Here is a 21,432-nt window from a genome sequence, read left to right as displayed (position 1 = left end):
GTGCGCGCCCCCGCCCTCCCCACCGCCCTCGGCGGCCTCGCCCTCGCGACCGCCACGACGGCCGCCGTCTTCGCCGCCACCGGGACGAGCTTCGGCGGCGCCGCCGACGTCCCCGTGCGCGACCCGGCGCCCGGCCGCGTCGTGCGGCTGGACCGCGACGCCAAGCTGCCCGCCGACGCCATCCCCACGGTCGCGAAGGCCCGCACCGCCGCCCGGATCGGCACGACGAGCGCCGACCGCGCGCGCCTGGGCTGCCCGTCGGGCGCCGCCGCGCTGGGCACGTGGTGCCTGGACCGCGACGTCCGCGGGACGGGCACCGTCGCCGCGGCGTCGCAGGCGTGCGTCCGCGCCGGCGGCTGGCTGCCCAGCGCGGCGCAGCTCCTCGGCGCTGCCCCGCGCGTGCGGCTCTCCGGGCGGCGCGACGACCGGCCGTCGACCGCGCTCGTCGACGCCGGCCAGGACCTGCGCGAGATCTCCTCGACGCCCTTCACCACGACGACGGGCAGCGCCGCCGCGGGCTCGAACGCCAACCCCGCGCCGGCGACGCTGCAGGTCGTCACGGTCTACGACAACCGCGACCGCGGCGGGTTCGCCGGCGGCAGCCCCGTCGGCGCGCCCGGCCGCTTCCGCTGCGCCTTCCACAAGCGCGCCGCCGGCCCGGCCGGGCGGCCGCGGCTGGTCGCCCCGACGCTGAGCGCCCGCCCGGGCCGCGCGATCGCCGCGCAGGTGCAGGTGCCCGCTGGCGGCCGGCTCGAGGCCGCCGCCACGGTGCGTGCCGGCGGCCGGACGCGCACCGTGGCGTGGGGCGCCGCGCGCGTCCGCCGCGCCGGTGCGGCGTCGGTCCTCCTGCGTCCCGTCCCCGGAGACGGGCGACGGCTGCGCGGCGGCCGCACCGCCCGCGTGACGGTCACCCTCACCCTGCGCCTGAGGGACGGGATCGCGGGCTCGACGCGCGTCCGCGCGCGGCTCCGCGTGCGCCCCTGACGACCCCCTCCTGGCCGAACGTCCGGTTCGTGAACGCGCATTGTGATCGTTCCGTGAACGTCACGCGAATTCGACGGCCGGATGTACACGACGGGCTATGGTGCGGCGCGCGTGTGATGCGCCCGTCCTGCCCCGACACGGACGGCCGCCCACTCCCCCGGCCCGACCTCCGGTGTTGACACCGGAGCGCGCCCCACGACGACCCCGCAGCGAGACCCCGTGAGCAATCCGCGCCTAGCCGCAAAACACCGCAAGCGCTCCCCCGCCCGCGAGGCGCTGACCATCGCGGCCGACGTCGGCCGCGGCGCCTGGAAGTGGCTGACGCGCGACAGGATGGCGCTGTTCCTCCTCGTGGCCGCCATCGCCACGGCGATCACGTTCTTCAGCCTGCTCGGCTCGCTGAAGCCGCAGGGCCACGGCCAGGAGGTCTCCTACAGCAACGTCCTGAGCCTGGCCCGCGCCGAGCGGGTGCGCACCGCGACGCTGCTCGACCGCGACCACCAGGTCGTCGCGCGCCTGGACAACGGCATGGAGGTCTACGCGGACTACCCGTCCTCGGACACCGCCACGAACGACCTGCTGCTGCGCCTGCACCGCTCGGGCGCCCAGGCCAGCATCGACCCGCAGGCCGGCAAGCCGGTGCGGTCGATCGTCGTCCAGTTCCTGCTGCCGATCCTGCTGCTCGTCACCCTCTTCGCGTTCTTCACCCGCCAGGGCCAGGACGCCAGCGGCGGCATCGCGTCCTTCTCCTCCTTCCGCGGGAAGGGCAAGCGCAAGAAGGGCGGCTCGTCCATCACGTTCGACTCCGTCGCCGGCGCCGGCGGCGCGCTCGCCGAGCTGCGCGAGATCGGCGACTTCCTCGACGACCCGTCCAAGTACCTGTCGCAGGGCGCCGCGGCCCCGAAGGGCGTCCTGCTCGTCGGCCCTCCGGGCACCGGCAAGACGCTGCTCGCCCGCGCCACCGCCGGCGAGGCCGACGCCGCGTTCTTCTCCGCGTCCGGCGCCGAGTTCGTCGAGTCGCTCGTCGGCGTCGGCGCCGCCCGCGTCCGCGACCTGTTCGCCAAGGCCCGGAAGGCGGCCCCGTCGATCATCTTCATCGACGAGATCGACGCCGCCGGCCGCAAGCGCGGCGCCGGAGTGGGTCAGGGCAACGACGAGCGCGAGCAGACGCTCAACCAGATGCTGGTCGAGATGGACGGCTTCGGCGGCGACGCCGGCGTCGTGGTGATGGCCGCGACGAACCGCCCCGACATCCTCGACCCGGCGCTGCTGCGCCCGGGCCGCTTCGACCGCCAGGTCGTCGTCGACCTGCCCGACGTGCACGGCCGCCTGGAGATCCTGTCCCTGCACGCCCGCGGCCGCCAGTTCGCCGAGGAGGTCGACCTGCTCGAGGTCGCCAAGCTGTGCCCCGGCTTCTCGGGCGCCGAGCTGGCCAACCTGGTCAACGAGGCCGCGCTGCTGACCGTCCGCGAGGGCCGCGAGGTCATCGACCAGAAGACGCTCGAGGAGGCCATCGACCGCGTCGTCGCCGGCCCCGCCAAGCGCCACGTCCTGACCGAGGACGAGCAGTGGACGATCGCCGTCCACGAGGCGTCCCACGCCGTGGTGACCCGCGCGATCGGCCAGACGGTGTCGGCGCAGAAGCTGTCGATCGTCGCCCGCGGCCGCCAGCTCGGCACCGCGGCGTCGATGATGACCGACAAGGACGCCGTGATGCACGGGCGCCGCGACCTGGAGCGCCAGATGGCGGCGATCATGGCCGGCACCGCGGGCGAGCTGATCGAGTTCGGCGAGGAGTCCACCGGCGTCAGCGACGACCTGCACGCCGCGACGAAGCTCGCCCGCTCGATGGTCACGTCGTTCGGCATGTCGCACCGTCTGGGCCACGTGACCGTCGGCGAGCCGGCGGGCGAGGTCTTCCTCGGCGCCGCGCTGCAGGACATGGGCTCGATCGGCCCCGAGACGCTCAACGTCATCGACGGCGAGGTCGCCCGCATCGTCCTCGAGGCCGAGGCGCGCGCCAAGGTCGTCCTGCAGGAGAACTGGCCCACGGTCCAGGAGGTCGCCCGCAGCCTCGTCGAGTTCGAGACGCTGTCCGGCCACGCGCTCGACGCGCTCCTCGGCGGGGTCAAGGAGCGCCCGATCGAGCAGATCGAGCTGCCGGCCGCCCGGGGCGGCACGCTGGCCGCGGGCGTCGACCGCGCGCACAACGAGGGCCACCAGCCGGCCTGATCCCCGGCGGCGGACGGGAGGAGCGGATGGCGCCCGGGCGCTCGGCGCTCCTCCCCCGCCTGGCGTGGCCGGCGCTGCTGCTGGCCGTCGGCGCGTTCGCCGTCGCCGACCTGGTCCGTCACCCCTTCCGCCCGCTCGCGCCCCGCGCCGACGCGGCGGAGCAGCGGACCGGCCTGCGGCTGGCGATCGCCGGCACCGAGGCGGACGACCCCGTCGCGCTGCTGGCCGGCGGCCTGGCCCGGCGGCTGGAGCGGGCGCCCGGCGCGAGCCGCCGCGGCCGCGTGCGCCTGGAGCGCCTGGGCGGCGCGACGACGAGCGCCGTCGAGTCCGTGCTGGGGTTCGGCGCCGGCAGCCGCCGCCGGCTGCTCGTCCTGACGCCGCAGACGCTCGTGCAGCTGCAGCGCGACCGCGAGGAGGCGATCGTGCCGGGCGTCGCCGCGCGGGCCGAGCGGGCGTGGGCGCGCCTGGCGTCGGCGCGGCCGGTGGCCCTCGTGGCCGGCGATCCGCTCGTGCTGGACGTGGCGCGCGCGTCGCCGCTGCGGACCGTGCCGCAGCTGGCGCGCGGGCTGCGCGCGGCCCCGCACGCCCGGCTGTTCGGGCTGGGCGACGACTCGTGGTCGCGGGCCGCGCTCGCGTCGCTGGTCCGCGACGCGCGGGTGGAGGGCACCGTGTCCTACCGGCCCTACGGCTCGGCGCGCGAGGCGGCCGAGGGGATCGTGGACCGCGAGGTGGCGGTGCTCGTCGGCACCCGCGGCGCGCCGCGCGACCCCCGGGCGAGGGGCCGGCTGCGGCGCCTGACGGGCGCCTGGCCGGGCGGCCGGCCGCCGGTGCGCTGGGTGGTGCTGCTGGCGCCCGGCGGCACGGGGGCGGCCGACGCGGCCGCGCTGCGCCGCCGGATCGGCACGGTCGTCGACTCCGGCGCCTGGCGCCGGACCGTGGCGCGCGAGGGGTTCCTGCCGGCCGACCGGGGCGTCGACCTGGGCGCGTTCCTGGCCGCCGAGCGGGCGCGGGCGGCGCGCCTGAGCGCGACGCTGAGCGCCGTCGACGTCGGCAGCATCGCCGCGCGGACGGCCGGGGGCCGGGCGGACGGTCCGGGGGCGGACGGCGCCGGCGCGGCGAACGCCGGCGCGAAGGGCGCCCGCGCGGCCGGCGTCGGGGGCCCGTAGTGCCGCTCCTGCTCGACGCGGAGCGCATCACGGCGCTCTACCGCCGCCACGCGCAGCGCCTGCTCGTCTTCTTCCAGCGCCGGGTGCAGGATCCCGAGCTGGCGGTCGATCTGGTCGCCGACACGTTCGAGACGGTCGTCGCGCGCCGCGCGCAGTTCCGCGGGGAGACCGAGGAGGAGCTGAGCGGCTGGCTCTGGCGGATCGCCCTGTCGGCGCTGGCGTCGGCCCAGGTGCGGGAGCAGCGCGCGAGCGACCACGCGCGCGACGGCATCCGGGTGCCGCGGGCGCTGACGGACGCCGAGCTGGACCGCGTCGAGGAGCTCGCCGGCACGCTGACGCTGCGCACCGCGGTGACGGAGGGCCTGGGCGACCTGCCCGAGGACACCCGCGCGGCGGTGCGGATGCACGTCGTCGAGGGCCTGAGCTACGCGACGATCGCCGAGCGCCTGGGGATCCGCCAGGACGCCGCCCGCGCCCGCGTGATGCGCGCCATGCGGCAGCTGCACCGCCGCGTCGGTCCGGCCTTCGACGCCTGGCGGGAGGACCGATGACGGGCTCTCGCCCGCCCCGCGGCGGCGCACCCGACGCTTCGCCCGCCGCGCCGTCCGCGCGCCTCCAGCGCCGTACCCCGTCGCCGCGCCCCGCGCGCCGCACCCCGACCCCGCCGACGGAGCCGCCCGTGCCCGCGCCGCCGACCCCGCCCCTCCCCGGCCTCGAGGCGCTCCCGCCGTACGACCCGGGGCTGCCGATGCTCGCCGAGATGGAGGCGCGAGTGCTCGCCGTCGCGACGGCGGCGATCGCGGCGGAGGGGACCGCGGCGGAGGGGACCGCGGCGGAGGAACGCCGGGCGAAGCGGGACGTCGCCCGCGCGGGGCGGGCGTGGCCGCGCGTGCTGCGGCGCGCCGTCGTGCTGGCCGCGATCGGCTGCACCGTCGGGGCGACGGCCACCGCGCTCACCCGCCGCGGCGGCGAGCGCCGCGCGGCGGACGTCGCGCCGCGGACGGTGCTGCAGGGGCGGGCCGGCGGGACCGCGTGGACGCTGCGGGTCGGTCGCCGCGGCGGCCGGATCTGCCCGGTGCTGTCGCTCTCGGGCGGCGCCGCGGCCGGCGCCGCGCTGACGACGGACTGCCGGGCGGCGCCGCCCCGCGGCGGGGTCGTGCCGGCGTCGGCCGCCGTGCCCGGAGGGCTGCTGGTCGCCGGGGTCGCCGGCCGTCGGGTGCGCCGGGTGGTCGTGACGGTCGGCGGCCGCCGCCGCGCGGCGACCACGGCGCCGGTCCCGGGCGCCGACGGGCTGCGCGCGTTCGCCGTGGCGGTGCGGGGGCGCGTGGCCGCGCCGGTCGTGCGGCCACGGGACGCGCACGGTCGGCGCACGGGCGCGCCCGCCCGGGACTGCGCCGTCGTGCCGGCGGCGGACGGGTGCTGACGCCCTCGGGGGCGCGCGACGTCGCGCCGGGTCGTCATCATGGTGTGAACGACCGTCACGCGAGCGCGTCCCGATGCTCGACGACGGCGACGCCGGACGTCCCCGAGTCCCCCGAGGTAGCAGTGGCCCCGAAGAAGACCGTCGCGAGCACCGAGACCGCCCCCGCGGGCGACGACGTCGTCGGGAGCGTCATCGAGACGGTGAAGGCGCGGCTGGAGGAGCTGCGGCCGTACCTGGAGGAGGCCGAGCGCCTGCAGGCCATCCTCGCCGCGAGCGAGGGGCGCACCGCCACGAAGCCCGCCGAGCCGCGCCAGCGCCAGGGGTCGAACAAGCGGACGATCATGGCCGTCATCGCGCAGCGGCCGGGGGTGACCGCCGCCGAGATCGCGCGCGAGACGGGCATGAAGCGCACCGTCGTCGCCTCGACGGTCAGCCGGCTGAAGCGCACGGGCGAGCTCGAGCCGGAGGGCAAGGGCGTCCGCCTGCCCGGCTCCGGCACCGCCGCCTGAGCCGCGGCGCCGGCGCGCGCCGGCCGGCCGCGCGACGGGGTCGCGCGTCACCGCGGCTCCCCCGCCCCGCTCGCCCGCACCGCCACCGCCCCGTCCGGCAGGGCGGCCAGGCCGACGCTGCCGTCGCGGTCGGTCCGCCGCAGCGCGACGCCCGCGGCGCGCACCGCCGCGACCGTCGGCGGCGCCGGGTGGCCGTAGGAGTTGCCGCGCCCCACCTGCGCCACCGCCACGCGCGGGCGCAGCGCCTGCAGCAGCCGCGGCACGTCCGGGTCCTCGCTGCCGTGGTGCGGCAGGACGAGCACGTCGACCGGGCCGCCGGCGGCCTGCCGCAGCGGCGCGCCCTCGCGGTCGCTCGGCACCAGCACGCGCAGCCCGGCCACCTGGGCGCGCACCACCACCGCCCGGTCGTTGGGGTCCTCCCCCGCCGGCGGGGCCCCGGGACGCGGCGGCGGCCAGCGCAGCTCGGCGACCAGCCGCCCGGCGCCGATCCGCAGGCCGCTGCGCGCCGCGACCACCTGCCCCCCGCGCGCGGCGACCAGGTCGGCGGCCACCGCGGCGGCGGGATCGGGATGGCCGCTGCGCCCATCGACGAGCAGCCGCGGCCGCAGGCGTTGGACGACGGCGGGGGCGCCGCCGGTGTGGTCGGCCGCGGCGTGGGACAGGACGAGCGCGTCCAGCCGCGTGACCCCCTGCGCCGCCAGGCGGTCGACGACGCGCCCGTCCGCCGGCCCGGCGTCCACCAGGACCGCCGCGTCGCCGTCGCGCAGCAGCGTCGCGCTGCCCTGCCCGACGTCGAGCACCACGACCCCGTCGCGCACCAGGGGCGCCGCGCCCGCCGCGCCCAGGCGGGGGCGCAGCCCGCCGAGCAGCAGCCCGCCGGCGAGCGCCGCCGCCAGCGCCGGCCCCGCCCCGCGCACCGCCACCACGCGCAGCGCTGCGCGCCCCGCCGGATGGCCGGCCAGGCGGCGGCGCAGGCGCTCGCTCGCGCGCACCAGGGCCGCCGGCCGGTGGACGGCGAGCAGCGCGGCGGCGACCGCCGCCAGCGGCAGCGCGGCGGTCAGCGCCCCGGGTCGCAGCACCGCCCAGCCCGGCGTCGCCGCCCACGCCGCCACGCCGGCGATCCAGTCCAGCAGCGGCGTCGTCGCCGTCACCATCAGGCCGGTCAGCGGCGCGCCCTCGGGGCCCAGCGCGGCTGCGACCATCCCCAGCCACGTCACGGGGGCGACGACCGGCTCGACCACGACGTTCGCGACGAGGCTCGTCACCGACACGTCGCCCACCGACGCCGCGAGCACCGGCGCCGTCGCCAGCCCCGCCCCCAGCGGGACGGCGAGCGCGACGCCCGCCCACCCGGGCAGGCCGGCGCGCCGCGCCGCGGCGGCGAGCGGGTCGGCGAGCAGCAGCAGGCCCGCCACCGCGGCGAAGCTCAGCTGCCACCCGAGCTGCCCGGGCGACCACGGATCGACGAGCACCGTCGCCCCCGCCGCGACGATGAGCGCCCACCAGCGGTCGGCGGCGCGGCCGAGCAGCAGCGCCAAGAGCGTCAGCACGCCCGCCACGCCGGCGCGGCGGATCGACGGCCCCGCCCCCGCCAGCGGCACGTAGGCGGCGACGGCCGCGAGCGCCAGCAGCAGCCGGGGCCGCCGCCCGACGCCGGCCACCGCGCCCAGCCCGATCACGAGCGCGGCCACGAACGCGACGTTCTGGCCGCTGGCCGCCACCAGGTGCGACAGGCCGCTGCGGCGGTACGTCTCCTCCTGCTCCGGCGTGAACCCCTCGTCCTGCCCTAGGACCATGCCGCGCAACAGCGCGGTGCGGCCCGCGCCGTCGTGCCTGAACGCCAGGGACCCCTCCGCCCGTTCGCGCAGGCGATCGAACGCACCCCGCCACCCGCCGCGCCGGCCGGCGACGCCGACGACCGTCGCGTCCAGCGTCAGCGCGATCCCGCGGCTGCGCGCCCCGAGCGCCCGCTCGGACACCGGCCGCAGCCGGCCCCGCACGCGCACCAGCCGGCCCGTGCGCAGCGCCCCGGGGTCGCGGGCGACGGGCGTTCGCAGCTCGACCGTGGCGTCGCGCAGCCGGGCGGTGGTCCGCCAGCGGCCGTCGAGCGCCTGCGTCGCGGCCTCGAGCACCTCGACGCGCTCGTCCGGCCCGACGGCCGCGCCGCCCGCGAGCGGCGCGCGGGCCTGCGCCGCCTCGTGCGCCGTCCGGGCCGCGCCGCCGACGCCCGCCAGCAGCGCCACGACGACGGCCGCGGCGGCCCAGCCGGAGCGTGGCTGGGTCGCCCACGCGAGGGCCGAGACGACGGGCAGCGCGAGCGGCCAGCGGCCGCCCACGATCAGCGCGGCGACGGCCCAGGCCAGCAGGTGGTGCTGGGGCCAGCGAGCGGTCATCCGCCCTCGAGCTGCGTGCGCAGCGACTCGATCGTCTTCGGGCCGATCCCCGGCACCTCGTCCAGGTCGTCGACGCTCGAGATGCCGCCCTGCTCCTCGCGCAGCTTCAGGATCTTCTCCGCGGTCGCGGGGCCCACGCCCTCGAGCTCCTGCAGCTGCTCGAGGGACGCGCTGTTCAGGTCGACCGGCGCCTCCGCGGCCGCGCCGCCCGCCGCCCCCCGCCCCGTTCCCGCCGCGGCCGCCGGCGCCGGCGCGCGCTCGGGGACGCGCACCTGCTGCCCGTCGCGCACGAGCGCCGCCAGGTTCAGGCCCTGCCGGTCGGCGCCGCGGTCCATCCCGCCGGCCTTCCGCACCGCCTCGAAGATCCGCGCGCCCTCGCGCAGCGCGTAGACGCCCGGGCGCCGCACTGCCCCGGTCACGTGCACGGTGACCTTGCCGCCCGGCGCGGCCGAGACCGTCGCCCCGCCGGCGCCGCCCGCGCCGTCCGCGGCCCCCGACCCGCCGGCCCCGCCGCCCTCGCCGAAGCCGCCGAAGCCGCCGCTCGGTCCCGCGCCTGCCCCGCCCGCCGACGCCGCGCCGCCGCCCGCCGTCGCGGCCGCGGGCCCCGTCCCGCCGCCGGCGGACACGGCCACGCGCGCCGCCAGGGCGCCGAGCGCCGCGGCGGCCAGGACGCCGAGGGCGAGCCGCACCCAGGGATGGTCGAGCACCCCGGCGACGCTACGGCGGCGCGCGTTGCACGGGACCCCGAAGATGTGCCGGTCCTGCGGCGAATCCGTGCCGCCCGGCTACCCTTGGGGGATGCCGCCTCTCCGCTCACGGACGGTCACCCACGGGCGCAACATGGCCGGCGCCCGGTCGCTCATGCGCGCCTCGGGCGTCGACGCCGCCGACATCGGGCGCAAGCCGATCGTCGCGGTCGCGAACTCGTACACCCAGTTCGTCCCCGGCCACACGCACCTGGCGCCCGTCGGCACGATCGTCTGCGACGCGGTGAAGGCCGCGGGCGGCATCGCGCGCGAGTTCAACACGATCGCCGTCGACGACGGCATCGCGATGGGCCACGGCGGCATGCTCTACTCGCTGCCCTCGCGCGACCTGATCGCCGACTCCGTCGAGTACATGGTGCAGGCGCACTGCGCGGATGCGCTGATCTGCATCAGCAACTGCGACAAGATCACGCCGGGCATGCTGAACGCCGCGCTGCGGCTCAACATCCCGACCGTGTTCGTCTCCGGCGGCCCGATGGAGGGCGGCACCGCGACCCTGGTCGACGGCACCGTCCGCAAGCGCCTGAACCTCGTCACCGCGATCGCCGAGGCCGTCGCCGACGAGGTCTCGGACGAGGACATCGCCATCATCGAGGAGCACGCGTGCCCCACGTGCGGGTCGTGCTCGGGGATGTTCACCGCCAACTCGATGAACTGCCTGACCGAGGCCCTCGGCCTGTCGCTGCCGGGCAACGGCTCCACGCTGGCCACGCACACCGCCCGCAAGGCGCTGTACGAGGACGCCGGGCGCACCGTCGTCGAGCTCTGCTCCCGCTACTACGACGGCGACGACGACTCCGTGCTGCCGCGCAACGTCGCGACGCGCGAGGCGTTCGAGAACGCGATGGCGCTCGACATCGCCATGGGCGGGTCGACGAACACCGTGCTGCACCTGCTCGCCGCCGCGCAGGAGGCCGAGCTGGACTTCACGATGCAGGACATCGACGAGCTGTCCAAACGCGTCCCGTGCCTGTGCAAGGTCGCGCCGAACGGCACGTACCTGATGGAGGACGTGCACCGTGCGGGCGGCATCCCGGCGATCCTCGGCGAGCTGCACCGCGGCGGCCTGCTGCACGACGACGTCCACGCCGTCCACGCGCCGAACCTGACGCAGTGGCTGGCGGAGTGGGACGTCCGCGGCCCCAAGCCGTCCGAGCGCGCGCTGGACCTGTTCCACGCCGCCCCCGGCTGCAAGCGCTCCGCGCAGGCGTTCTCGCAGTCCGAGCGCTGGGAGTCGCTGGACACGGACGCCGCCGACGGCTGCATCCACGACATCGAGCACGCCTACTCGCTCGACGGCGGCCTGGCCATCCTCTACGGCAACCTCGCCGTGCGCGGCTGCGTCGTCAAGACCGCCGGCGTCGACGAGTCGATCCTGACCTTCACCGGCCCCGCGGTCGTCGTCGAGTCGCAGGAGGAGGCCGTCGACGTCATCCTCGGCGGCGGCGTGAAGGAGGGCGACGTCGTCGTCATCCGCTACGAGGGCCCCCGCGGCGGTCCGGGCATGCAGGAGATGCTCTACCCGACCTCGTACCTGAAGGGCCGCGGGCTGGGCGCCGCGTGCGCGCTGATCACCGACGGCCGCTTCTCGGGCGGCACGTCCGGCCTGTCGATCGGCCACGTCTCGCCCGAGGCCGCGTCCGGCGGCGCGATCGCGCTGGTGGAGAACGGCGACACGATCGCCATCGACATCCCGAACCGCCGCATCGAGCTGCAGGTCGACAACGCCGAGCTGGCCCACCGCCGCGAGCGCCTGGAGTCCGCCGGCGGCTACGTCCCGGCGGCCCGCGACCGCGTCGTCTCCCCCGCCCTGCGCGCCTACGCCGCGATGGCGACGTCGGCCGACACCGGCGCGATGCGCGACGTCAACGCCGTGGAGCGCGCCGTGGCCGCGGCCGCCGAGGCGCGCAACAACGCGGGGATCGCGGGGGACTGAGCGGGGCGCGGGCGGGCCGGGCCGTGATGTCCGGACCGTAGCGGGCCGCCGGCCGGCGTGTTCCGGATCACCCGGCCTCTACGCCCGCGATCCGGAACACGAGCCGCCGCGGATCCGGCGCATACGCCGCCCACGACCGGGCAGGATGAGGGCATGGTCCCCCGCCTGCCCGCCCTCCTCGCCACCGCCGCCGTCGGCGCGGCCGCCGCGCTGACCGGCGGCGCGCCACCGGCCTCCGCCGCCGCCAACCCGTACACCGCCGCGCAGGTCTGCGGCGCCGGCTACAAGGTCTACGTCCGCCGCCCGGTCAACTTCGGCACGAAGGTCTACGGCAGCCTCGTCCTGCTGCACAACGCCGGCGCCGGCAAGTACTGCGCCGTCACGCGGAAGACGACCTTCGTCGGCACGCCGATCTGGACCGACGTGTCGCTGCGCAACGAGCGCCGCAAGCCGCAGTACGTCTCGGACGGGAAGTTCTACAGCTACTACGCCGGCCCGGTGTACCTGCCCGGCAAGCTCGGGTCCTGCGTCCACGTGATGTCGTCGATGCAGATCCCCGCGAAGGGGACGACGCTCGTCGCGGGGTCGCAGGAGCACTTCGGCTGCTGAGCCGGCGGGGCGGCGCGAGCCGCCCCGACCCCCCTACCGCACGACGACGTTGACGAGCTTCCCCGGGACGACGATCGTCTTCACGATCGTCTTGCCCTCGAGGAACGGCTGCACCTTCTCGCGGCCCAGGGCCAGCGCCTGCAGCTCGTCCTTCGACGCCGACGTCGGCGCCATCACGCGGTCGCGGACCTTGCCCTGCACCTGGACGACGAGCTCGAACTCGTCGCGCTCCAGGAAGCGCTGCTCGGCGGTCGGCCACGGCTGCTCCCACACGCGGGCGCCGGTCAGCAGCTCGTAGCCGCCGGACGCCAGGTGCGGCGCGAACGGCTGCAGCAGCGAGAGCGCCGTCGCGGCGGCGAAGCGGATCGCCGGCCACGCGTGGTCGGACGGATCGCCGCCCTCCACGACCGCGTTGCGGCGGGACGAGATCGCGTTCGTCAGCTCCATCACCGCGGCGATGGCGGTGTTGAACGCGAAGCGGCCGTCCAGGTCCTGCGTGACCTTGTCGATCGCCCAGTGCGCCTTGCGGATCAGCTCCAGGTCGTCGCCCTGCGGGTCGAAGTCGATCCCCGCCCCCACCGCGACGTCGGCGGTGCCGTGCGTGGCGGCCTCGGCCGACAGGCGCCACAGGCGCGCGAGGAAGCGGTGCACGCCCTCGACGCCCTCGTCCGTCCAGTCGGCGTCCTGGTCCGGCGGGCCGACGAAGCACACGTACGTGCGCGCGGTGTCGACGCCGAACTTGTCGATGATCGTGCGCGGCGCGACGACGTTGCCCTTGGACTTGGACATCTTCGCCCCGTCCTTGGTGATCATCCCCTGCGTGAAGAGCGCCCGGAAGGGCTCGTTGACGTCCAGCACGCCCAGGTCCGTCAGCGCCTTGCAGAAGAAGCGCGCGTAGAGCAGGTGCAGGATCGCGTGCTCGACGCCGCCGATGTACTGGTCGACCGGCATCCAGCGGTTCGTCACCGCCGGCGCGAACGCCGCGGCGTCGTTCAGCGCGTCGGTGTAGCGCAGGAAGTACCAAGAGGAGTCGACGAAGGTGTCGAGCGTGTCCGTCTCGCGCTTCGCCGGGCCGCCGCACGTCGGGCAGGTGGTGTTGACCCAGTCCTCGGCCGCGGCGAGCGGCGAGCGGCCCTTCGGCTTGTAGTCCTCCACGTCGGGCAGGACGACCGGCAGCTGGTCCTCGGGGACGGGCACGACGCCGTGCTCGGGGCAGTGGACGACCGGGATCGGGCAGCCCCAGTAGCGCTGGCGCGAGACCAGCCAGTCGCGCAGGCGGAAGTTGATCGCCTCGCTGCCCTTGCCCTGCTCCTCGAGCCAGCCGTTCATCGCCGCGAGCGCCTCGCGGTTGTGGCGCCCGTCGAAGTCGGGGTGCGAGCCGACGACCGGGCCGTCGCCGACGTACGGCAGCGCCTGCTCGGACAGCTCCCACGCCTCGTCGTCGCCGTCGAAGTCCTCGGGCCGCGGCTCGTTCGCGCCGCGGATGACGCGCTTGACCGGCAGGCCGTACGCCTGCGCGAAGTCGTAGTCGCGCTGGTCGTGGCCGGGGACGGCCATGATCGCGCCGGTGCCGTAGTCCGTCAGGACGTAGTCGGCGACGTACATCGGCAGCTGCTCGCCGTTGACCGGGTTGGTGACCGTGCGGCCCAGCGGCACGCCGGTCTTCGGCCGGTCGGCCGCGCCGCGCTCGCCGCGCTCGGCGGTCAGCGCCTTCTGCACGTACGCGCGGACCTCGTCCTCGTGCTCCGTGCCGGCGACGAGCTTCTCGACGTCGGGGTGCTCGGGCGCCATGACGAAGAACGTCGCGCCGAAGAGCGTGTCGGGGCGGGTGGTGAAGACCTCGTAGTCCGTGCCGAGCTCGTCGCAGCGGAAGGAGACGCGCGCGCCGGCCGAGCGGCCGATCCAGTTGCGCTGCATCGTCTTGACGTGCTCGGGCCAGTCGATCGTGTCGAGGTCGTCGAGCAGCCGCTGCGCGTAGTCCGTGATGCGCAGGAACCACTGCTCGAGCTGGCGGATCTCGACGAGGGCGCCGGAGCGCTCCCCGCGGCCGTCGATGACCTGCTCGTTGGCCAGGACGGTCTCCTCGACCGGATCCCAGTTGACGGCGGCGGAGCGCCGCTCGACCAGGCCGCCCTTCAGCAGCTGCAGGAACAGCCACTGCGTCCAGCGGTAGTACTCGGGCCGGTGCGTGGCGATCTCGCGCGACCAGTCGATCGAGACGCCCCAGTCGCGGAACTGCCGCTGGAACGACGCGATGGACTGCTCCGTCGCCTCGCGCGGGTGCTGCCCGGTCTTGATCGCGTTGTTCTCCGCCGGCAGCCCGAACGCGTCGTAGCCCAGCGGGTGCAGCACCGTCTTGCCCTGGCGCCGCTTGAAGTGCGCCACGGCGTCGCCGATGGAGTAGTTCTTCAGGTGCCCGACGTGCGGCTCGCCCGACGGGTACGGCAGCATCTCGAGCACGTAGACCGGATCGACGGACGGGTCGTCGAGGACCGCGTTGTCGACCTCCCAGGTCTTCTCCTCCGCCCACACCTGCTGCCAGCGGGGCTCGATCTCCTGGGGGTCGTAACGGTGCTCCATCGCGACCCTCCAGTCTACGCGCCGACCGGACGCCGCCGAGGCCCGCTCTCCCCCGTCCCCGCCTGCCGATCCGCCCGCCGCCCCGAGCCGGCCGACGCGCCCCGCATCGATCGTGCTACTTTGTTCCTCGCTCTGGGGCTATAGCTCAGCTGGAAGAGCGCCTGCATGGCATGCAGGAGGTCGACGGTTCGAGCCCGTCTAGCTCCACCTCAGAGGTGCCTTGGAACCCCCGTAATCCACGGGGGTTCCGCCGTTGAATGGGACCATCTGCTCATCCCTCAGGTGAGGCCGGGCTGTGCGTAACACTTCGAGCCGGCCCCGTGACGCATCATCGAACATAGCCGCAGACAGGTGCGCGATGCTCCCGCGCCACAACCCCCTGCGGCGGGTCGATGACGCCGCCGGACTTGCTGACCCGGCGGCCGCCCGGCCCCGGACTCGGCAGAACGGGCTGCGAACGCAGTCTCGTTCGTCGAGGTGTGCCGGGTGCGCAGGCGACCTAAGTTTTGCACTCGTCGCGGGGGCCCGTGCGACCGGTGCCCCGCGAAGCATGCATGTACGCACATTCGGCCCCGGCCGTGAACAGACCGCGGCCGCGGTGCAGTTGGCGTTGTCGCCCCACAGCGGCTCGTCGGACTTGCCCCAGGCGACGGCCAGGCCCTCGAACGGGGTAGGAGACCGAATCAGCGGGTCGGACCAGGTTGGATCGCTCCTAGACGTAACCGAGAAGCTCGCGGTGCCCGTGCTGGCGGTGTCGAGTCTGCCGGTGGCTCGCTTTTCTGATTCGCTCCTCAGCCCCCGTCGGCGCGAAACCGGTGCCGTCAGGTACGAGAGGCATGATGCGGAGGTCGCATGACGTCGGTCGTCTCGTTCATCAGCCCCCACCTCGGGGACAGCGCCACGCCGGTGAGCATGTTCCCGGTGCTCTGCCGCGGCGGCATGATCCCGGCCAGCCTGGGCGTGTCCGGCGACCAGGCATTCGCCGTCGGTGAGGACGTCCTCAGCGCGCCGATCGACGTACCACCTGGCGAATGGCTGATCTGGACGGCAGCGGACCACGTCATGTGGGTCGGCGGCCGCGTCGATGCGTTGCCGGGACCCGTCCGACGCCGACTCGAAGGATGTGACACCTACGCGATCGTCGATCTCATCAATGCCCTCGCCGACGTCGGCGTGTGGCTCCGCGAAGCAGCGTTGTTGATCGGCGGTTCATGGGGCCCGTCTCGCCGTGCCGACGCAGCCGTTCGCGAAATCGCGAAAGGCATCGTTTCCGCTCTGAGCGGGGTCTTTGTCGACCGCCACGGACGATCGGCGCGGTTGGACGTAACTGTGGGCGCAGTCTGCTGGACGGACCGTCCGGCGCTGACGGTTGAATGGCTACTCACAACCGTCGATCTGACAGCCCCGTGACGAATCAGCTCTTCAACTCCACCGGATCAGAGTCGAACAACTCCCGCGCTGCCGCGTTCGAAGACCAAGTGGCGGGCTGGATGAGGTCGCTTGGGTGGGACCCGCTGTGCCGGAACGTCGACATGTACGCCCGCACGAACGAGCAGAGCAAAGGCGTTGACCTGCTCGCCGCGTTCGATGACCCTCAGCTCGGCCACCGACAAGGCCTCATCGCCGAGGCGAAGATACGCCATCCCCTTCAGGGCAGCAAGGTACGGACGGAGGTGGCGATCCTCGCGCAGAAGGTTGCCCAACTGGCGTCGCAGGTTCCGAGGCTCGATGTCGGTGAGGACGTACACGTCACGCAACTGGGCCTCATCGTGTACGACGCCCATCCGTTCGATCCGGAGAAGCTCGCGACGGCGCTGAGCGTGATGCAACCGAAAGGCATGACGCGCGCTGAATGGCCGAAGACAGTTCTCGTCGTCGGACCCGACACGCTGATCGGGCTCGCCGACGCGTTCTCCAAGGCAGAACCGAAGCGATTCTTCTGGCCTCCGTACGACCGCACCCCCGGAAAGTGGGCGCACGCCGCTCCCCCGTGGCAGGTCACAGCCGGTGTGCTCGCGTGGCGGACCCACGACCGGAAGAGGGTCTTGTGGCTGCGGGACCCGCTACCGCATGACGACGATCTTCCATCCGTCTGCGCGATCGCGCACGATTGGCAAATCAACTTCGATCGCATCATCTGCTCTTCGTTGTCCCGTGATCGCTGGGCGACGCAGCGCACCCGGTGGGAGTCCGAAGCGAAAAAGGCGAAGCGGCGCCAGGTCGGCAACGTGCCGAATCAGGTGGAACCGCGCGAGCTGAGCTGGGACTCGCTGACGCCTTTTGTTGACCGATGGGGCAAGGAGGCCACATGAAGCAGGGCAGCTACCCGACGGCCGGCGCAATCGCCCAAACCGTCCGGCACGAGAGCACTTCTCTGAACGGCGTTCGCGAGTTTTTCGCGTCCGCCGGAATCGTCGCGTACGCCACGGAGCGGTCGGGCATGGCGAACATCGCCGCTCGCACGACCTTGGCTCCAACGACGGCCCGTCGAATCAGCACGTTCCTCGACATGGTCACGCCGGCCGTCGGCGGCCTCGTGATGCAACCTGCCGGGGTACAGGCACTCCAGCTTGAGATCGGGCCGATGACTGCCTGCGGACGACTCCGGGAAGCCGCGGACGCCAAGAACCAAAGTCCGGTTGGCCGACAACGCGTGGTGCTGGAGTGCCTCGACGTCAGCAGCGACGAGCGCTGGGAGTGGATGGGCATTCTGTCGTACGACCATTCGTTCCGCCTGAAAAGCGGACAGTTCACGACAAGCCGCCCGCGCGTAACCTTCCACGTCCGATCGGGGCCGCACCCGACCCAAGCGCAGATCCTCGTCGAGATTCGCCACGCCGATGACCACGACGTCGTCACCGGTTGGATGGGCGCGCTCCTTCCCGCCTCGGAGCGATGGAGCTTCCTGCCATTCGCGCTCTTGAACGACCGCCACGAGGAAATCCGGGCCGTCGTGGCGGCGCTCGGCGGCACCAACGCACGCGTCGCCAACCCCCAGTTGCAGCGCCGCGGCACCCGTACGTCCGCCGGCGAGATCACTGAGTTCACGCGCAACATGCAAGACGCTCGGTATACGACGCTTATGCAGGGCCTCGAATCGCTCCTCGACCGCGCCGACGCGGTCGACGACGCGATCCTCGGCGCTTTCGACCTCTACGCTTGGAGCGGCAGCACCAAGAGTCCCGTCGCGGCGCGGCTCCGCCTCAAGCAGCTCAACCGTGATCCCCTTACCGTCACCTGGGGCGCGGCACGCGAGCAGCGGACCGCATCCGGTCTCCCACTGGCGAGCGGCGTGCAGCTTGATGCGGACGGGTGGGAAGCGATGACCCCCGTGGGTTGGGACGAAGACCGTAAGATGCAGCACCTTCGCGGTGTCTGGCATCAGATTCTCTCCAGCGTCGCAACGGCCACTGCGAGGCAGGCTGCTTAGGCCGTCCCCGAACGTGCCGCCACGCGGCAGCTGGTCGCGATTGCTGTGCCTAGGAACCAGGCCGCCCTTGCATCGCCGAGCCGCCTGAAGGCCAGATCAGGCGCTACTCGCGGCACCTTTGATTGTTGGGTCAGCCCCCGTCTCAACAGCAGAATTCCGGCGAGCCGGAAACAGCTGACGGGTCCAGTACCACCGGAGAGGTTCGGCGCAGACCTCTGACCCGCCTCGCTGGGACCCCAGCGCCATGAGCGTTGTGGGGGCTGCCTCGAAAGGACTCAGCTTTCACGTCACTGTCCGGCTGCCATACGTCGAACGATTCGAGACAGTCGCCGAAACGCGTCGTTGAGTTCGACAAGTTCCTCGTACGCTTGCGTGCCCTCGCGTTCAATCGTCGACTCCAGCGCCTGAGTCGCCTTGACCTCAGGTTGGACCGCGCTGGGGTCGGTCGGGAGCGCCACCAGAATGACCACCGCAGCTGTGACGCACGCCCCACCGATCGCGCCGGCGGCTCCTAGCCGCCTCTTGAGCTTCGGCCGAGTGGACCAGGAAACCCAAAAACCCACGCCGATGAGGACGGTGACCACCGCGCTCAACACGATGAGCGCAATCGTTCTTCTGCCCTCTGCGCCAGAGAACCACTTGGGGAAGACGTCGAACAGCGATGCGATCACCGTTGGCCCCAGAAACGCGGCAGCGACTACGCCACTCCAGGCCTGCAGTCGCTCGCGCCGATCCGTCTCGGCACCTCGCGCTTGAGCCTCGCGCGCCAGACGGTCTTGATCGATGACTGACCGCACGTCCCGGCGGAGCCCGTCGAGCATCTGCAAGCTCGTCTCGAGCATCCGGGCGACACCCGCTGCGTCGGCCTTCCCGCGTTCAGAGGTGGGCTCGAACCAAGCAAGCCGGGTATCGACGCCGGGACGCGCGAACAGTCGAAGCTGCAAGGTCAGGGTGTCGATGCGGAACGCGAGACTACGGAGGACCATTGGGTCGAGTTCCACAGAGGGCTCACCCCAGCGCGCGAGATCCCAGTTCGACAGGTGCCGACTCAGTGTCAGGCTTGCCTCGGCAAAGGACGTAGCGAGTCCATGGATCCAGCACGTGGCGATGTCGTCAGCCGTGGTGCTACGTTGGCTCCAAGCTCTTTCGCTGGCGACGATGAGTTCATCGATGGTAACGGCGGAGCCGCTGGTTCCACCCCCCGCTTCCAACGCCGGGCGCCGGAATGTCATGAGCCATCCTGGGCCGCGCAGAATGTTCACGTTGGAAATTCCGAGAGCGGGCGAACCGAACTGTGGGATCGGACGCGAGACCTCGAATTTGCCCCAGCTCAGCAGCATCAGGTAAGGGTGCGAGATCGGCCGCTCTGCGGGGTTAAACAGGCTCGCAACCATTGCAGGTTCGAAGCCCGGCAGGAACTTCAGACGCTGGCCGGTATCGACCGGGTCATTCAGGCTCGTGACATCTACCCAGACAATCGAACCGCACTTCAGGGCTTCGACCGCCTCCGCTCGGTCTGCCGCGACGGGGTGCGCCGCTGCCTCGAAACGCCAGATTGAGAAAGTCGGCTCGGACATCACTGGTAACGCACAACAGGATCGTCGTTGCGCATCGAGACCTCTTTCGGGCTTTGTATTGCGACACCTGCTGAAGGAGGCCGTCGTAACAGACTCTTCAGTCGGTCTCGCGTGGGCTGGATTGGTCCTTTGCACTTCCGCCGAGGGACGGCATACCACTGCCGATGATCTAGTTACCGCAACCCGGGGGCGATCGGGGTCCATCATGGCTCCGGGGCGCGTCGCTACGGCCAGCGTGCTCTGCGCCGTAGGCGACAGGGCCATCGCCGGCGGTCGATCCCGTGGCCGAGCGGCTCCCAGTCAGCGCGTTACTGCTCGGCCCGTGTCTTGGATTCGGCGTGCCGTGAAGTGCCTTCTTCCAGCTTCGGCCAAGTCGTTGGCGCAGAGACAGGGCGAAGCCTGAACGGCGCTATCGCTCCCGGTCATCCGAACCTTCGCCATACATGGAACAAGCTGCGCACGAGGCTGTATGCGAACCCGAAAATGCCACTGCGCCGCCGACGACGGCTGACTGCAAGCTCTACCCTGCCCTCCTCGATGACGAGGACGGTGCCCCATGTCGGTTGACGACTTCCAGAGCGGCGAGGAGGCGGTCGCGCAGCTCAACGCCGAGCGCGCGGCCAAGGAGCAGGAGCGCCTGGCGGCCGAGCTCGCCGCCGAGCCGGCGTTCGACACGGCCAGCAAGGCACGGGTGCGGCAGGTGGTGCCGGTCGACCGGATCGCCGCCGATCGCAACATCCGGCCGGACCTGCCCGAGATCCACGACCTGGCGCTGTCGATCCGGCAGCGCGGGCTGCTGACGCCGCCGCTCGTGCGGCGCAAGCCCGGCGGGGACGAGGAGTTCCTGCTCGTGGCCGGGCACCGGCGGCACGCGGCGATCGTCGCGCTCGGCTGGGAGACGACGCCAGTCGACGAGATCGTCGACCTGGACGAGGACGAGGCGTTCGAGATCCAGCTGCTGGAGAACGTCCAGCGCGTGCAGCTCGAGCCGATCCAGGCCGCCCGCGGGCTGCGGCTGCTGATGAAGCGCCGCGACGGGGCCAGCGCCGCCGAGGTCGCCCGCTCCATCGGCCTCTCCCCCAGCTGGGTCCGCCGCCACCTGAAGCTGCTGGAGCTGCCGGAGGAGGTGCAGCAGCGCGTCGCCGACGGCGACCTGTCCCTGACGATCGCCGACCTGCTGCGCCGGCAGACCGACAAGGGCACGATCACGACCAAGCAGGCGGTCGACCTGGCCGGCAAGGTCGCCCAGGGTGACATGACCGCCGCCGAGATCCGCAAGACGTTCGGCGAGACGCCCGGGCCGAAGGCGCCCGCGCCGGTCAAGGGCGTGCACCGCCCCGGCGACGGTCCCGAGGCGCGCGGCGGCGACAACTGGTTCGACGGCGACGAGGGCTCGACCGCCGACGCCCCCTCGCGCGAGTACGCCGTGCCGGACTACCGCCCCGTCCGCAGCGACGACGGCGAGGCGGCCGGCGACGGCGAGCGCCCCGCGGCCTTCGACACCAGCGCGCCCCGCGAGCGCCTGGCCGGCGAGGCGACGGACGGCCAGGTCCGCGCCCAGCTCGACCGCTACCTCGTCCGCTGGCTCGTGGAGCACAACCGGACGGTCGGCGACGCGATCGAGCTGCCGGCCGACCTGGACGAGCTGGACGCCGGCGAGCTGGCGACGTGGGTCCGGCGCTGCGCGCAGGCGCTGCTGCGGGCGGACAAGCCGGCCGCCGCCGCGCACCCGGACGCGGTCAACCGGGTGCTCTGAGGCCCGGAACGGGGCGCACGCAGGCGGGGCTCGCAGCACGTCGGCGGGCCCGCCGATGCGCGGCGCCCGC

At 73.8% G+C, this 21,432-nt stretch carries 16 protein-coding genes and 1 tRNA gene; 13 read left to right on the top strand and 4 right to left on the bottom strand.

Translation table 11 applies throughout. From position 1 onward, the window contains the following. The 6 genes from J3P29_RS07720 to J3P29_RS07695 all read left to right on the top strand — a co-directional run bounded on the left by J3P29_RS07720 (nt 1) and on the right by J3P29_RS07695 (nt 6,314). Nucleotides 1-984, top strand: coding sequence for a hypothetical protein (locus tag J3P29_RS07720; RefSeq protein ID WP_210492489.1), 984 nt, complete (start codon nt 1-3; stop codon nt 982-984). Nucleotides 985-1,203: 219 nt separating this feature from the next. Continuing rightward, nucleotides 1,204-3,216: an ATP-dependent zinc metalloprotease FtsH gene (gene ftsH / locus J3P29_RS07715; RefSeq protein WP_210492487.1), complete on the top strand. Its 2,013-nt coding sequence runs from the start codon at nt 1,204-1,206 to the stop codon at nt 3,214-3,216. Between the two features lie 26 nt (nt 3,217-3,242). Continuing rightward, nucleotides 3,243-4,382: a hypothetical protein gene (locus J3P29_RS07710; RefSeq protein WP_210492485.1), complete on the top strand. Its 1,140-nt coding sequence runs from the start codon at nt 3,243-3,245 to the stop codon at nt 4,380-4,382. After that, the gene (locus J3P29_RS07705) at nt 4,382-4,933 is read left to right on the top strand and encodes an RNA polymerase sigma factor (RefSeq protein WP_210492484.1); all 552 of its coding nucleotides are present in this window, start codon (nt 4,382-4,384) and stop codon (nt 4,931-4,933) included. The genes J3P29_RS07710 and J3P29_RS07705 overlap by 1 nt, the downstream gene beginning before the upstream one ends. 128 nt (nt 4,934-5,061) lie before the next feature. After that, a complete protein-coding gene (locus J3P29_RS07700; RefSeq protein WP_210492483.1) occupies nt 5,062-5,805 on the top strand; it encodes a hypothetical protein in 744 nt (247 codons plus the stop codon). A gap of 122 nt (nt 5,806-5,927) precedes the next feature. Then, a complete protein-coding gene (locus tag J3P29_RS07695) occupies nt 5,928-6,314 on the top strand; it encodes a helix-turn-helix domain-containing protein (RefSeq protein WP_210492482.1) in 387 nt (128 codons plus the stop codon). A gap of 47 nt (nt 6,315-6,361) precedes the next feature. Here the strand turns inward: J3P29_RS07695 and J3P29_RS07690 are convergent, their stop codons facing one another. Together J3P29_RS07690 and J3P29_RS20335 are read right to left on the bottom strand one after the other, a co-directional pair. Then, nucleotides 6,362-8,707 (bottom strand): ComEC/Rec2 family competence protein, encoded by a 2,346-nt coding sequence (locus J3P29_RS07690; RefSeq protein WP_210492481.1) that lies wholly within the window; start codon nt 8,705-8,707, stop codon nt 6,362-6,364. Beyond that, nucleotides 8,704-9,414, bottom strand: a complete 711-nt coding sequence (locus tag J3P29_RS20335; protein WP_210492480.1) for a ComEA family DNA-binding protein — start codon at nt 9,412-9,414, stop codon at nt 8,704-8,706. Before J3P29_RS20335 ends, J3P29_RS07690 begins: the two co-directional genes overlap by 4 nt. A 91-nt stretch (nt 9,415-9,505) precedes the next feature. Here J3P29_RS20335 and ilvD point away from each other — a divergent pair, with 91 nt between their 5' ends. Then, the gene (ilvD, locus tag J3P29_RS07680) at nt 9,506-11,410 is read left to right on the top strand and encodes a dihydroxy-acid dehydratase (RefSeq protein WP_210492479.1); all 1,905 of its coding nucleotides are present in this window, start codon (nt 9,506-9,508) and stop codon (nt 11,408-11,410) included. A gap of 153 nt (nt 11,411-11,563) precedes the next feature. Next, nucleotides 11,564-12,019, top strand: coding sequence for a hypothetical protein (locus tag J3P29_RS07675; protein WP_210492477.1), 456 nt, complete (start codon nt 11,564-11,566; stop codon nt 12,017-12,019). A 33-nt stretch (nt 12,020-12,052) separates the two neighbouring features. Here the strand turns inward: J3P29_RS07675 and leuS are convergent, their stop codons facing one another. Then, a complete protein-coding gene (leuS, locus tag J3P29_RS07670) occupies nt 12,053-14,599 on the bottom strand; it encodes a leucine--tRNA ligase (protein WP_210492476.1) in 2,547 nt (848 codons plus the stop codon). A gap of 134 nt (nt 14,600-14,733) precedes the next feature. Here leuS and J3P29_RS07665 point away from each other — a divergent pair. The 4 genes from J3P29_RS07665 (at nt 14,734) to J3P29_RS07650 (ending at nt 18,029) form a co-directional block, all read left to right on the top strand. Beyond that, nucleotides 14,734-14,806, top strand: a tRNA-Ala gene (locus J3P29_RS07665). A gap of 645 nt (nt 14,807-15,451) precedes the next feature. Next, nucleotides 15,452-16,009 (top strand): hypothetical protein, encoded by a 558-nt coding sequence (locus tag J3P29_RS07660; protein ID WP_210492475.1) that lies wholly within the window; start codon nt 15,452-15,454, stop codon nt 16,007-16,009. Next, the gene (locus tag J3P29_RS07655; protein WP_210492473.1) at nt 16,006-16,911 is read left to right on the top strand and encodes a hypothetical protein; all 906 of its coding nucleotides are present in this window, start codon (nt 16,006-16,008) and stop codon (nt 16,909-16,911) included. Before J3P29_RS07660 ends, J3P29_RS07655 begins: the two co-directional genes overlap by 4 nt. After that, nucleotides 16,908-18,029, top strand: a complete 1,122-nt coding sequence (locus tag J3P29_RS07650) for a hypothetical protein (protein WP_210492472.1) — start codon at nt 16,908-16,910, stop codon at nt 18,027-18,029. The genes J3P29_RS07655 and J3P29_RS07650 overlap by 4 nt, the downstream gene beginning before the upstream one ends. A gap of 287 nt (nt 18,030-18,316) precedes the next feature. Here the strand turns inward: J3P29_RS07650 and J3P29_RS07645 are convergent, their stop codons facing one another. After that, nucleotides 18,317-19,606 carry a hypothetical protein gene (locus J3P29_RS07645; protein WP_210492471.1) on the bottom strand — a complete coding sequence of 430 codons (1,290 nt, stop codon included), beginning with the start codon at nt 19,604-19,606 and terminating at the stop codon, nt 18,317-18,319. Between the two features lie 556 nt (nt 19,607-20,162). Between J3P29_RS07645 and J3P29_RS07640 the strand changes: the two genes are divergently transcribed. Further along, on the top strand, nt 20,163-21,362 hold the full coding sequence (locus J3P29_RS07640; protein ID WP_210492470.1) for a ParB/RepB/Spo0J family partition protein: 1,200 nt from the start codon (nt 20,163-20,165) through the stop codon (nt 21,360-21,362). Nucleotides 21,363-21,432 lie beyond the last annotated feature (70 nt).

Source organism: Patulibacter sp. SYSU D01012 (assembly GCF_017916475.1).
GTDB lineage: Bacteria > Actinomycetota > Thermoleophilia > Solirubrobacterales > Solirubrobacteraceae > Patulibacter.
This window is presented reverse-complemented; position numbering and strand designations above follow the sequence as displayed.